The sequence below is a fragment of the Streptomyces sp. NBC_01233 genome (genome assembly GCF_035989305.1).
Classification (GTDB): Bacteria; Actinomycetota; Actinomycetes; order Streptomycetales; family Streptomycetaceae; genus Streptomyces.
This window is the reverse complement of sequence record NZ_CP108514.1, coordinates 4684100-4696412: the sequence shown is the minus strand read 5'-3', so window position 1 is coordinate 4696412 and position 12313 is coordinate 4684100. Positions and strand designations below refer to the sequence as shown.

The window sequence follows — 12313 nt, the reverse complement described above, 5'->3', positions numbered from 1 at the left end:
GTTGCACCCGCTGGTCAGCGGGCGGTGCGCAGGCCGTCCAGGGCCATGCTGACCACCGCGTCGGCGAGTTGGTCCTGGCTGGTTCCCGGATGCGGGCGGTACCACTCGACGAGGGAGTTCACCATGCCGAACAGCAGGCGGGTGGCCAGCCGGATGTCCACGTCCGCCCGGAGGTCGCCGTCCGCCGCGGCGGCCTTGAGCAGGTCGGCCACCTGGTGGTCGAACTCGCGGCGGCGTTCCAGCGCCCAGCGCTCGGTCCGGGTGTTGCCGCGCACCCGCAGCAGCAGCGTCACGTACGGCAGCTCGGAGACCAGCACCTCGACCGTGCGGCGCGTGACGTACTCGACGCGCTCGACCGCCCGGCCGCGGACCGCCCCCGGCTCCTCCAGCACCGCGAAGAGCCCGTCGAGGGCGCGGCTGACGGCGCGCCGCAGCAGCTCCTCCTTGCCCGTGACGTGGTGGTAGATCGAGGACTTCGAGATGCCCGCGGCCTTGGAGAGGTGCTCCATCGAGGTGCCGTCGTAGCCGCGCTCGTTGAAGACCTGGACGGCGACGGACAGCAGCGTCTCGGGGGTGTACGTGTCCCGCTTGACCGTGGTCATTCGGCCTCCTCCTCGTCGCCTGCCGCGTAGCCCAGCTTGAACAGCGCCAGTGAGGGCGCGTACCGGCCTCCGGGACAGCGCTCGTCGAGGTGGTGGAGCAGGTCGTAGGCCCAGTCGCGGCCGAGCCGGTCGTGCCATTCGGCGGGGCCCGCCGGGTAGTTGACGCCGAGCCGCATCGCCGTGTCGATGTCCTCGGCGCAGGCCACGCCGCGGGCCACGGCGTCCGCCGTGAGGTCGATCAGCATCGCCACGGTCCGGGCGACGATCATGCCGGGGACGTCGCCGATGACGGAGACCTGCTTGCCCAGCTTCTGGAAGAGGCCGATCGCCTCGGCGAGGGTCCGCTCGCTGGTGTCCTCGCTGGCGGAGAGCGCGATCCGGGTGGCGCCGCGGTAGTCGAGCGCGAGGTCGAAGTACACGACGTCCGCGAACTCGACCGAGGTCTTCCCGTCCGCCAGCACCAGCTGGCCCTCCCCGGGCAGCTGGATGTACGGGCCCCCGTGCTCGGTGGCCGTCACCGCGATCCCGGCCTCCTCCAGCAGGTCGGCCAGCTCCGCCGCGGGCCCGAGGTCGCCCACCACGGTGACCTTGGCCGGGGCCTCCTCGGGTCCGGCGGTGTGCGGCTGCGCGGCGACGGCCTCCGGGCCGTACGGGAACCAGCCGTGGCCCGACTTGCGGCCGAGGCGGCCCGACTGGACCAGCCGGCGCTGCGCGAGGGAGGGGGTGAACTTGGGGCTGCGGAAGAAGGACTCCCACACGGAGCGGGTCACGGCCTCGTTGACATCCTGGCCGATCAGGTCGGTCAGCTGGAACGGGCCCATCTTGAAGCCGCCGCTCTCGCGGAGCACGGCGTCGATGGTGGCCGGGTCGGCGCCCTGCTCCTCGTACACCGCGAAGGCCTCGGCGTAGAAGGGGCGGGCGATCCGGTTGACGATGAACCCGGGGGTGTCCGCGCAGCGGACCGGCGTCTTCCCCCAGCCGAGGACGGTGCGGTACGCGCGCTCGGCGGCTTCCGGGTCGGTCGCGAAACCGCTGACCACCTCGACGAGCGGGAGCAGCGGTGCCGGGTTGAAGAAGTGCAGGCCGAGGAAGCGGCCTGGGTGCGCGAGCCCGGCGGCGAGCTCGGTGACGGAGAGCGAGGAGGTGTTCGTGGCCAGCAGCGCGTCCGGCGAAACCACCTCTTCGAGCGCAGCGAAGAGCGCCTGCTTGACGGTGACGTTCTCGACCACCGCCTCGATGACGAGGGCGGCCCCGGCGAGGTCCCCGAGGGCGGTCGCCGAACCGATTCGGCCGATCGCGTCCTCGGCCTCGGCACGGTCGAGACGGCCCTTGGCGGCCATCCGCTCGACGCGGTCCTGCACGAAACCGACGCCGTCCGCGGCGAGGGTCGCGTCGATGTCGTAGATCAGCACGCGGTGACCTGCGAGAAGGGCGACCTGGGCGATGCCCTGGCCCATGGTGCCCGCGCCGACGACCGCCACAGTGCGGGACCGCTCGATTGCTGTCATGTCCTGATCCTCCCGCACCGACTTATCCACAGGCCCGCCGGGCCCTCTTGTCCCGACCGATCGTTCGGTTACTCTAACTCCAGTCTGCTCTTCTTCGCCCGGCTCAACGAGGAGTTGGTCCCTGATGGCCGCCGAGCTCACCGTCCCCCAGTTGTCCGCCAAGCACCGGCCCACCCTGGACCAGGCCCTGTCGGCGATCCGCAGCCGCGCCTACTGGTCCCCGCATCCCGAGCACCCCAAGGCCTACGGCGAGACCGCGCCGGCCGACGGGCTCGCCGCCTTCGAGGCCCTGCGCGGCTCTCGGCTGGACCTCGGCCAGCCCGGCACCGACGGCTGGACGGGTGCCGAGGTGTCCCCGTACGGCCCGGAGCTCGGCGTCGAGTACCCGCACGCCGACCCGGACGTGCTGCTGCCCGCTATGAAGGCCGGCATGGCCGCCTGGCGCGATGCGGGTCCCGAGGCACGCGCCCTGGTCTGCATCGAGATCCTGGCCCGCATCTCCGCCCGCACCCACGAGTTCGCGCACGCGGTCATGCACACCAGCGGCCAGGCGTTCATGATGGCGTTCCAGGCGGGCGGCCCGCACGCGCAGGACCGCGGTCTGGAGGCGGTGGCGTACGCGTACGAGGAGCAGACCCGGGTCCCGGGGCAGGCCGACTGGTCGAAGCCCCAGGGCAAGAAGGACCCGCTGAATCTCGGCAAGAGCTTCACGGCGGTCCCGCGCGGCATCGCCCTCATGATCGGCTGCAACACCTTCCCGACCTGGAACGGCTACCCCGGCCTGTTCGCCTCCCTCGCCACCGGCAACGCGGTGCTGGTCAAGCCGCACCCGCGGGCCGTGCTGCCGCTCGCGCTCACCGTCCAGGTGGCGCGCGAGGTCCTCACCGAGGCGGGCTTCGACCCGAACCTGGTCGCGCTCGCGGTCGAGCGCCCGGGCGAGGGCATCGCCAAGACCCTCGCGGTCCGCCCCGAGATCAAGCTGATCGACTACACGGGGTCGACGGAGTTCGGCGACTGGCTCGAGACCAATGCCCGTCAGGCGCAGGTCTACACGGAGAAGGCCGGCGTCAACACCGTCGTCCTGGACTCCACGGACAACTACAAGGGCATGCTGGCGAACCTCGCGTTCTCCCTGTCCCTCTACAGCGGCCAGATGTGCACCACCCCGCAGAACCTGCTGATCCCGCGCGACGGCATCGCCACGGACGCCGGCCACAAGACGTACGACGAGGTCGTCGCCGACCTCGCGGCATCGGTCGGCGGCCTGCTGGGCGACGACGCCCGGGCCAACGCGCTGCTCGGCGCGCTGGTCAACCCGGACGTCAAGGCCCGGCTGGAGGCGGCGGCCGCACTGGGCGAGGTCGCGCTGGCCTCCCGGGAGGTCGTGAACCCCGAGTTCCCGGACGCCGTGGTCCGCACCCCCGTCCTGGTCAAGCTGGACGCGGCCAAGCCGGACCCGGACGCGCCCTACCTCTCGGAGTGCTTCGGCCCGGTCTCCTTCGCCGTGGCCGTGGACACCACCGCCGACGCCCTCGACCTGCTGCGCCGCACGGTGCGGGAGAAGGGCGCCATGACGGTGGGCGCGTACACGACGTCCGCGGACACCGAGCGGGCGATCGAGGAGGTCTGCCTGGAGGAGTCCGCGCAGCTCTCGCTGAACCTGACCGGCGGGGTGTACGTCAACCAGACCGCCGCGTTCTCGGACTTCCACGGCTCGGGCGGCAACCCCGCGGCCAATGCCGCGCTGTGCGACGGCGCCTTCGTCGCGAACCGCTTCCGAGTGGTGGAGGTCCGCCGCCAGGCGTAGTCCCCCTCCCGATCAGGCCCTGGACGCCTCCTCTCCGAAGGTTCGGACGGAGGCGTCCACCTGGGCCATCCTGCGCAGGGCGGCGAAGACCGCGTCGCCCAGCACCGTGCCGACGACCACCGCCTCCACGAGGTCCTCCCGGGCCACCCGGCGGGCGGTGTAGTCCAGGTCTGCGCGGCCCACCCGCTCGGCCGCCTCCGCGTAGTCGTCGAGCACGTCCACGAAGCCGCCGTGCCCCACCCGGTCGAGCGAGGCGAGCGCGGCCACCAGCGCCTCGACGGCCTTGTTGGCGGGATCGACGCGCCAGCCGCGCGCCTCGACCAGCCGCGCCACCCGCTCCCGGGCCAGTACGGTCTCCGCGTCCTCCGCACCGCCGCTGCCGCCGCCTTCGCCGTATCCGGGCACCAGGCTCTGCGCCGCCGCGCCCAGCATCTCGTGCACCGGCCGCTCCTTGTCGTCGACGGCCGCGAGCACCTCGCCGATGGCCGCCACCGAGAGTCCGCCGACTTCCAGCAGTGCACGGACCAGCCGGAGCCGACGCTCGTGCACGTCCCCGTAGCTGGCCTGGTTGGGGCTCGTCAGCTCCCCTGCCGGGAGCAGGCCCTCCCGTAGGTAGTACTTGATCGTCGGTACCGGCACCCCGGTCCGCCGGCTCAACTCACCGATGCGCACGTGCGTTCACCCTGTCTTCGCTTGCCCTGGCCACCCCCATCATAGATAGTGGCACTATCAGATAGCGGAGAGCGCCGCTATCCATTCATCACGGGGGTATGAATGCCGATGTCCTCCTGGCGTACCCGGCACCGTCCGCTGGTGCTGTTCGCCCTGGTCATGGCCGTGTGGGCGCTCGGCTCCGCGGTCGGACTCCTGGTCGACGACCGCGTGCTGACGGGGGCGCCGATCTGGGCCAAGCCCTTCAAGTTCTCGGTCTCGTTGGTCGCCTACTGCCTCAGCCTGGCCTGGATGATCTCGCTGCTGGGCGAGGACCGGCGGCGGCTGCGCCGGGCCGCCTGGTGGGCCGGCACGGTCGTGGTCGCCGCGGGCGCCGGCGAAATGGTGCTGATCACCCTGCAGGCCCTGCGCGGGGTGCGCAGCCATTTCAACGGCGCGACGCCCTTCGACACCCAGGTCTACTCGCTCATGCGCGACACCGTGGTCGTACTGTGGCTCGCCACGCTCGTCATCGCCGTCCTGCTCTGGCGCGCCGGGACCGCCGACCGCGCCACGACCTGGTCGATCCGGATCTCCACGGTCCTCGCGCTGACCGGTGCCGGACTCGCCGTCCTGATGACCCTGCCCACCGCCGAGCAGCAGCGCCTCGACGCGGCCGGCCTCGAGGCCCCGGAGACCGGCGGGCACAGCGTGGGCGTGCCCGACGGCGGCCCCGGAATGTTCCTCACCGGCTGGTCCACCACCGGCGGAGACCTGCGCATCCCGCACTTCTTCGGAATGCACGCCCTGCAGCTGCTCCCGCTCCTCGTGCTCGTCCTGGCCGCGCTCGCCCCGCGCTTCGCCCGGCTGCGCGACGAACGGGTGCGGGTGCGGCTGGTCTTCGTGGCCGGTGCGGTCTACACGGCCGTGCTCGCCCTGCTGACCTGGCAGGCACTGCGCGGCCACTCGCTGGTCCACCCGGACGGTGCGACGCTCGGCGCGTCCGCACTGATCCTGGCCGGGGGCGCGCTAGGCGTCCTCGCCGCCCTCTTCGCCGGCCGGCGGTCCGCCCCAGTGGAAGAGGGTCATGGCCACGCTGGTGGCGAGGTTGTAGCTGGAGACCTGCGGGCGCATGGGCAGGGAGACGAGGTGGTCGGCCCGGTCTCGGAGCTCCGGTGAGATCCCGTGGCGTTCCGAGCCGAAGGCGAGCAGGGCGTCGTCCGGGAGGGTGAGGGTACGGATGTCCACGCCCTCCGGGTCGAGCGCGTAGAGCGGCCCGGGCGGCAGCTCGTCCAGTGCGAGGCGCTCGACGGTGGTGGCGTAGTGCAGGCCGGCCCCGGCCCGGACCACGTTCGGGTGCCAGGGGTCGAGGTCGCCGCGGGTCACGACGCCGGTGGCGCCGAACCCGGCGGCGAGGCGGACGACGGCGCCGACGTTGCCGAGGTTGCGGGGGTTGTCGAGCACGACGACGGGCGCGGGCCTGGGCAACCGCCCGAGCGCGGCGAGGCCCGCCGCCCGGTCGGGACGTACGGCGAGGGCCGCGACCCCGGTGGGGTGCACGCGGGGGAGCAGCTCCTTGAGCGTGGCCCGGCGCACCAGCCGGGCCACCTCGGGCTCGACGTCCGGAGCCAGCTCGGCGGCCAGGGCCCGTACGGCGGCGGGGTCCTCGGCGACGACCATCCGCACGTCCGCGCCGAAGCGCAGGGCGTGCTTCAGCGCGTGGAACCCGTCGAGCAGGACAAGATCCGCCCGCCCGGCGGCCTCCCGCCACTCCCGCACCGTCTCGTCTGCGCCCGCCCGCTCACTCATGCCCCGACCCTACGGTCCACCGGGACCCCCGCCGCTCCGCGGGCCTCACCCGGCCGCTCGCATCGCTCCGCGGGCCTCCGCCGCCGTGCCTTGTGCCGCTGCGCGGAGCTCTCCCCGCCCCGCCCTTCCACCGTTCCCCGGGCTCTGCCCGAACCCGCGCCTCAAACGCCGGAGGGGCTGAAAGACAGCCTCGCCGGCGTTTGAGGAGCGGGGCGGTTCGGGGCGGAGCCCCGGTCCTTCAGCCGCGCCGCCGCGGGGCGGGCTCAGCGGGGGACCGGCTCGGGTTCCGCCGCCACCGGGACCGGCTCGGCGGCGGCTGCGCGGCGGCTCGGTCGCAGGGCGGTGCAGCGGGCGCCGAGCCACACCAGGAACACCGTCGGCAAGAAGACCGCGTCGGCGGCGATCATCGCCAAAGAGAAGAACGGCAGCCCCAGCAGCACCGCGATCCCCACGTGCTCCAGCATCATCACGGCCAGCAGCACGTTCTTGATCCGCCGGTTGAACAGCGTGAACGGAAACGCCACCTGCACCGCCACCGTCCCGTACGACAGCAGCATCACCAGCGTCCCGCTCCCCGCCACCAGCGCCGAAAGCCCCGGCCACGGGGTGAAGTAGTCCAGCCCCAGGGGGTAGTACAGGGCCGTCCCGTCCTGCCACCGCGACCCCTGGATCTTGTACCAGCCCGCCGTCGCGTAGATCAGGCAGACCTCCGCCATGATCACCAGCAGGCCCGCGTTGTGCAGCAGGTTGGCCAGGACGTCCAGGACCGCCCGCCCCTCCCCCTCCGGCTCGTAGCGGTCCACCAGCCACCACAGCCCGCAGACCACCCACACCGCCGCGAAGACCGCCAGCCAGCCGTAGCCGAAGCCCCCGGTCGCGGTCCCGTACGCGAACACGACCCCCAGTACGCCCCACAGCACCGGCCCGGCGGCTCCCGCGGAGGCGGTCCCCCGCAGCCGGGCCCGCCGCGCGTCCAGCGACCACACCTGCGCGCACCGGGTCAGCACCAGGTAGATCGCCATCAGGTGGATGACGTTGTCCCCGCCGTCGCCCATGAACACGCTGCGGTTCTGCAGCGACAGCACCCCGACCATGAACACCACGGACGTCGCCCGCGTGCGCCAGCCCAGCAGCAGTCCCACGCTCGCCAGCACCGAGACCGCGTAGACGATCTCGAACCACAGCGTCGAGTCGGACCACATCAGCACCGTGAAGGCACCGTTGGAGTCGGTCAGCCGCTCCGCGAGGCGCCAGCTCCACGGCCCGTCCGGCCCGTACAGCTCCGCGCGGACGGGGAACTCGCACAGCAGGAAGAAGAGCCAGGTCCCGGCGAAGCCGATGCGCACCACGGCGCTCTGGTACGGGCCGAGCGCCTGCCCGGTGACCTGCGCGGCCGCACGCCCGAGGGCCGCCCGGGCCCGCGTCACACCGTCCACCACGGCAGCTCCCGGTAGTAGGTCTGGGTGTCGGTGGTCTCGGTGCTCCACTTCGGCGCGGGCACCGCCGTCGTCGCCGATCGCATCTGGATCCGCAGGATGTGCCCGCCCGGGTGCTGCGGGGAGAGCCGGTTCACCGCGATCCGCCGCAGGTACTCCTCGGAGAGCTCGCCGCGCTCTCCGGTCGGCTTGTCGTCCTCGTCGTGGGAGCCGGTGAAGAAGTCCCAGGCCCGGCGGAGCTCGTTCTGCCGGGTGTGGCTCGGCAGCAGGCTGTGCCGGATGGCGGCGGTGTCCTCGGCGCTCAGGTCGCGCCAGTCGGTGGTGATCAGCTCGCCGGCGGCGGTCCGCACCTGCGCGCGCGCCTCCACGGCGATGTTCTGCTGGAGCGGATTGGGGGCGAAGAGCTTCCAGTTCTGTTCGAACTCGGGATAGATCCAGCCGTCGATCGTCCGCGCGTGCTGCTTGCTGACCGTGTTGGACGGCGCCACGTGCAGGAAGACGAACGCGAGGTGCGCACAGGCGGCCACGGCGACCGCCCCCAGGGCCAGGGCCGTCACGACGCGGTACGGGGTGGACAGACCGGCTATTCCGGGCGCCCGGGACGGTGGCGGAGCGGCCTCTTCGGCGAGCTCGTGCCCGTTCGAATCCATCCCGCCCCGATCGTCCGGCGTCCACAGGGTTGACCACAGAGGTTGACACCCTACGGGCCGCCGTCTCACCATTGAAGCGGATGAACCGAACGATCGGTCGGTCGGGCGGACGGCAGACACTGACAAGGGGCCGGAATGGTGGCAGTGACCCCGGAGACGGGACCGGACACGGCCCTCGGGGCAGACAGGACGGACGGGACGGACATGACTGCTGACCTGGGCACACAGCTCGCGGCGGCGTTCGACGCGGCCGTGGCGGCGGACGAGCGCGTGGAGCCGCGCGACTGGATGCCCGACGAGTACCGCGCCTCACTGGTCCGTCAGATGGCACAGCACGCCCACTCCGAGATCATCGGCATGCAGCCCGAGGCCAACTGGATCACGCGCGCGCCCTCGCTGCGCCGCAAGGCGATCCTGATGGCCAAGGTGCAGGACGAGGCCGGCCACGGGCTGTACCTCTACAGCGCGGCCGAGACGCTCGGCACCAGCCGCGACGAGCTGCTCGACAAGCTGCACTCGGGGAAGCAGAAGTACTCCTCGATCTTCAACTACCCCACCCTGACCTGGGCGGACGTCGGCGCGATCGGCTGGCTCGTGGACGGCGCGGCGATCACCAACCAGGTGCCGATCTGCCGCTGCTCCTACGGGCCCTACGCACGCGCCATGGTCCGGATCTGCAAGGAGGAGTCCTTCCACCAGCGCCAGGGGTACGAGCTGCTCCTCGCCCTCTCGCAGGGCACCGAGGCCCAGCACGCGATGGCGCAGGACGCGGTGAACCGCTGGTGGTGGCCCTCGCTGATGATGTTCGGCCCGCCGGACGACGAGTCGGCGCACTCGGCGCAGTCGATGGCCTGGCGGATCAAGCGCCACTCGAACGACGAGCTGCGCCAGCGGTTCGTGGACATCGCCGTCCCGCAGGCCGAGTCCCTCGGCCTGACCCTGCCCGACCCGGACCTGAAGTGGAACGAGGAGCGCGGGCACCACGACTTCGGCGCCATCGACTGGGCCGAGTTCTGGGACGTGCTCAAGGGCAACGGCCCCTGCAACGAGCAGCGGATCGGCCAGCGGCGCACGGCCCACGAGGAAGGCGCCTGGGTGCGCGACGCGGCCGCGGCGTATGCGGACAAGCAGGCGGCAAGGCAAGCGGCGGCGAACGCCGAACAGAACGAGGAGGCACGGGTATGACGCAGAACTGGCCCCTGTGGGAGGTCTTCGTGCGCTCGCGCCGCGGCCTCTCGCACACGCACGCGGGAAGCCTGCACGCCCCCGACGCGGAGATGGCCCTGCGCAACGCCCGCGACCTCTACACGCGGCGCGGTGAGGGAATCTCGATCTGGGTGGTGCCCTCCACCGAGATCACCGCCTCCTCGCCGGACGAGCGGGACCCGTTCTTCGCCCCGTCCGCCGACAAGCCGTACCGGCACCCGACCTTCTACGACATCCCGGAGGGGGTGAGCCACCTGTGACCAGCACGGACACCGGCACCGGCACGACCAGCACCACCGGCACCACCGCCGCGGCGGCTCTGGCGCTCGGCGACGACGCGCTGGTCCTCTCCCACCGCCTCGCCGAGTGGGCGGGGCACGCCCCCGTCCTGGAGGAGGAGGTCGCCCTGGCGAACATCGCCCTCGACCTGCTCGGCCAGGCCCGCATCCTGCTGTCCATGGCAGGCGACGAGGACGAGCTGGCCTACCTGCGCGAGGAGCGTTCCTTCCGCAACCTCCAGCTGGTCGAGCAGCCGAACGGCGACTTCGCCCACACCATCGCCCGCCAGCTCTACTTCTCCTTCCACCAGCACGAGCTCTACGGGGAGCTGGCCCGCGGGGACGGCCCGTTCGCCCCGCTCGCGGCCAAGGCCGTCAAGGAGACCGCGTACCACCGCGACCACGCCGAGCAGTGGACCCTGCGGCTCGGCGACGGCACCGAGGAGAGCCGGCTCCGCATGCGGACCGCCCTGGACTCCCTGTGGAAGTACACCGGGGAGATGTTCCAGCCGGTCGAGGGGATCGACGGCGTGGACTGGGCCGCCCTGGAAGAGCGCTGGCTGACCGCGCTGACCGGCGTACTGGAGCGGGCCGGTCTCGCCCTGCCCGAGGGGCCGCGCACCGGCGCCTGGGCGGCCGGAGCCGGCCGGCAGGGCCTGCACACCGAACCGTTCGGGCGGATGCTCGCCGAAATGCAGCACCTGCACCGCAGCCACCCGGGGGCGTCATGGTGACCACCGACGCCGGAGTGACCCGCCTGGAGGCGGAGCTGGCCGAGCTGGCCGGTTCCGTCCCGGACCCCGAGCTGCCCGTGCTCACCCTCGGCGAGCTCGGCGTGGTGCGCGGCGTGCGGATGCACGAGGACGGCCATGCCGAGGTCACCCTCACGCCCACCTACACCGGCTGCCCGGCCATCGAGGCCATGTCGGCGGACATCGAGCGGGTCCTGACCGGCCACGGCATCCCCGAGGTGCGGGTGACCACCGTGCTCGCCCCCGCCTGGTCGACCGACGACATCAGCGCCGAGGGCCGCCGCAAGCTCGCCGAGTTCGGCATCGCCCCGCCCCGCCCGCACGCGGCCGGCGGACCGGTCCCGCTCACCCTGTCGGTCCGCTGCCCGAACTGCGGATCGACCGACACCGAACTGCTCAGCCGGTTCTCCTCCACCGCATGCAAGGCGCTGCGCCGCTGCACCGCCTGCCGCGAACCGTTCGACCACTTCAAGGAGCTCTAGATGGCCGCCCCCCGCCACGGCGCGTTCCACCCGCTGACGGTGGCGGCTGTCGACCGGCTCACCGACGACTCGGTGGCGCTGACCCTCCGGGTTCCCGCGGAACTGCGCGAGGAGTACCGGCACGCCCCCGGCCAGCACCTGACCCTGCGCCGCGCCGCCCCCGAGGGCGGCACCGAGGTCCGCCGCACCTACTCGATCTGCTCCACCGCCCCGGTGCCGGACGGCCCGGGCCCGGCGGAGCTGCGGGTCGGGGTGCGGCTGGTGGAGGGCGGGGAGTTCTCCACCTTCGCCCACAAGGAGATCGCGGCCGGGGACGTCCTCGACGTGATGGTCCCGGCCGGCCGGTTCGTGCTGGAGCCCGCCGCCGCCCCGGCCTCGGGGCACTATGCGGCGATCGTCGGCGGCAGCGGCATCACGCCCGTGCTCTCCATCGCCGCGAGCCTGCTGGCCGCCCGGCCCGACGCCCGCTTCTGCCTCGTGCGCAGCGACCGTACGGCGGCCTCGACGATGTTCCTGGAGGAGGTCGCCGACCTCAAGGACCGGTACCCGGCGCGGTTCCAGCTGGTGACGGTCCTCTCCCGGGAGGAGCAGGAGTCGGGGCTGCCCTCCGGGCGGCTGGACGAGGAGCGGCTGGCGGCCTTGCTGCCCGCGCTGCTTCCGGTGGCGGAGGTGACGGGCTGGTTCCTGTGCGGCCCCTACGGTCTGGTGCAGGGCGCGGAGCGGGCCCTGAGCGTGCTCGGCGTCGTCCGGACCCGGGTGCACGAGGAGATCTTCCACGTCGAGGAGCCCACGGCGCCGGCCCGTACGGCGGCCTCGGCGGCCGCCCCGCAGGGGCGGGTCACCGCGCGGCTCGACGGGCGCTCCGGCACCTGGCCCGTCCAGGACGGGGAATCCCTGCTGGACGCGGTGCTGCGCAACCGCGCGGACGCCCCGTACGCGTGCAAGGGCGGGGTCTGCGGCACCTGCCGGGCGTTCCTGGTGTCGGGCGAGGTCCGGATGGACCGGAACTTCGCACTGGAATCCGAGGAGACGGAGGCCGGGTTCGTGCTGGCCTGCCAGTCGCACCCGCTGACGGAGGAAGTGGAGATCGACTTCGACCGCTAGGGAGTTCCTCTGTCCAATTTCCAGAGCG

12 protein-coding genes and 1 pseudogene are annotated in these 12313 nt (G+C 72.6%); 7 read left to right on the top strand and 6 right to left on the bottom strand.

The genetic code is table 11. The features are described 5' to 3' along the window. Positions 1-14: 14 nt before the first annotated feature. Together OG332_RS22085 and OG332_RS22080 are read right to left on the bottom strand one after the other, a co-directional pair. Complete coding sequence (locus OG332_RS22085; RefSeq protein ID WP_030718777.1) at positions 15-602, bottom strand: TetR/AcrR family transcriptional regulator; 588 nt, start codon at positions 600-602, stop codon at positions 15-17. Continuing rightward, positions 599-2110, bottom strand: coding sequence for a 3-hydroxyacyl-CoA dehydrogenase (locus OG332_RS22080; RefSeq protein WP_327415083.1), 1512 nt, complete (start codon positions 2108-2110; stop codon positions 599-601). The genes OG332_RS22085 and OG332_RS22080 overlap by 4 nt, the downstream gene beginning before the upstream one ends. 124 nt (positions 2111-2234) lie before the next feature. Between OG332_RS22080 and paaN the strand changes: the two genes are divergently transcribed. After that, positions 2235-3917, top strand: a complete 1683-nt coding sequence (paaN, locus tag OG332_RS22075; RefSeq protein WP_327415082.1) for a phenylacetic acid degradation protein PaaN — start codon at positions 2235-2237, stop codon at positions 3915-3917. A gap of 12 nt (positions 3918-3929) precedes the next feature. Here the strand turns inward: paaN and OG332_RS22070 are convergent, their stop codons facing one another. Continuing rightward, complete coding sequence (locus tag OG332_RS22070) at positions 3930-4589, bottom strand: MerR family transcriptional regulator (RefSeq protein WP_327415081.1); 660 nt, start codon at positions 4587-4589, stop codon at positions 3930-3932. Between the two features lie 108 nt (positions 4590-4697). Here OG332_RS22070 and OG332_RS22065 point away from each other — a divergent pair. Continuing rightward, positions 4698-5642 (top strand): annotated as a pseudogene (locus OG332_RS22065) (hypothetical protein); the annotation flags it as partial. On the opposite strand, the gene OG332_RS22060 reads toward OG332_RS22065, so the two are convergent. From OG332_RS22060 to OG332_RS22050, 3 genes are all read right to left on the bottom strand, one after another. Then, the gene (locus OG332_RS22060) at positions 5598-6377 is read right to left on the bottom strand and encodes a TrmH family RNA methyltransferase (protein ID WP_327415080.1); all 780 of its coding nucleotides are present in this window, start codon (positions 6375-6377) and stop codon (positions 5598-5600) included. The pseudogene OG332_RS22065 and the gene OG332_RS22060 overlap by 45 nt on opposite strands. A gap of 263 nt (positions 6378-6640) precedes the next feature. Continuing rightward, positions 6641-7813 (bottom strand): HTTM domain-containing protein, encoded by a 1173-nt coding sequence (locus OG332_RS22055; protein WP_442816191.1) that lies wholly within the window; start codon positions 7811-7813, stop codon positions 6641-6643. Continuing rightward, positions 7801-8463 (bottom strand): DUF5819 family protein, encoded by a 663-nt coding sequence (locus OG332_RS22050; protein WP_327415079.1) that lies wholly within the window; start codon positions 8461-8463, stop codon positions 7801-7803. The genes OG332_RS22055 and OG332_RS22050 overlap by 13 nt, the downstream gene beginning before the upstream one ends. A gap of 135 nt (positions 8464-8598) precedes the next feature. Here OG332_RS22050 and paaA point away from each other — a divergent pair, with 135 nt between their 5' ends. Genes paaA through OG332_RS22025 form a run of 5 tightly spaced genes read left to right on the top strand, consistent with a single transcriptional unit; the run spans position 8599 to position 12285 of the window. Then, positions 8599-9648, top strand: a complete 1050-nt coding sequence (gene paaA / locus OG332_RS22045; protein WP_442816190.1) for a 1,2-phenylacetyl-CoA epoxidase subunit PaaA — start codon at positions 8599-8601, stop codon at positions 9646-9648. Continuing rightward, positions 9645-9929 carry a 1,2-phenylacetyl-CoA epoxidase subunit PaaB gene (paaB, locus tag OG332_RS22040; protein ID WP_030009045.1) on the top strand — a complete coding sequence of 95 codons (285 nt, stop codon included), beginning with the start codon at positions 9645-9647 and terminating at the stop codon, positions 9927-9929. The genes paaA and paaB overlap by 4 nt, the downstream gene beginning before the upstream one ends. Further along, positions 9926-10681, top strand: a complete 756-nt coding sequence (gene paaC, locus OG332_RS22035; protein ID WP_327415077.1) for a 1,2-phenylacetyl-CoA epoxidase subunit PaaC — start codon at positions 9926-9928, stop codon at positions 10679-10681. The genes paaB and paaC overlap by 4 nt, the downstream gene beginning before the upstream one ends. Then, on the top strand, positions 10675-11181 hold the full coding sequence (gene paaD, locus OG332_RS22030) for a 1,2-phenylacetyl-CoA epoxidase subunit PaaD (protein WP_327415076.1): 507 nt from the start codon (positions 10675-10677) through the stop codon (positions 11179-11181). The genes paaC and paaD overlap by 7 nt, the downstream gene beginning before the upstream one ends. After that, positions 11182-12285 carry a 2Fe-2S iron-sulfur cluster-binding protein gene (locus OG332_RS22025; RefSeq protein ID WP_327415075.1) on the top strand — a complete coding sequence of 368 codons (1104 nt, stop codon included), beginning with the start codon at positions 11182-11184 and terminating at the stop codon, positions 12283-12285. Positions 12286-12313 lie beyond the last annotated feature (28 nt).

Coding starts and splice junctions, on each gene's coding strand:
- paaA (WP_442816190.1), top strand. CDS start 8,599: ATGGTGGCAGTGACCCCGGAGACGGGACCGGACACGGCCCTCGGGGCA.
- paaN (WP_327415082.1), top strand. CDS start 2,235: ATGGCCGCCGAGCTCACCGTCCCCCAGTTGTCCGCCAAGCACCGGCCC.
- OG332_RS22050 (WP_327415079.1), bottom strand. CDS start 8,463: ATGGATTCGAACGGGCACGAGCTCGCCGAAGAGGCCGCTCCGCCACCG.
- OG332_RS22085 (WP_030718777.1), bottom strand. CDS start 602: ATGACCACGGTCAAGCGGGACACGTACACCCCCGAGACGCTGCTGTCC.
- paaB (WP_030009045.1), top strand. CDS start 9,645: ATGACGCAGAACTGGCCCCTGTGGGAGGTCTTCGTGCGCTCGCGCCGC.
- paaD (WP_327415076.1), top strand. CDS start 10,675: ATGGTGACCACCGACGCCGGAGTGACCCGCCTGGAGGCGGAGCTGGCC.
- OG332_RS22080 (WP_327415083.1), bottom strand. CDS start 2,110: ATGACAGCAATCGAGCGGTCCCGCACTGTGGCGGTCGTCGGCGCGGGC.
- OG332_RS22060 (WP_327415080.1), bottom strand. CDS start 6,377: ATGAGTGAGCGGGCGGGCGCAGACGAGACGGTGCGGGAGTGGCGGGAG.
- OG332_RS22025 (WP_327415075.1), top strand. CDS start 11,182: ATGGCCGCCCCCCGCCACGGCGCGTTCCACCCGCTGACGGTGGCGGCT.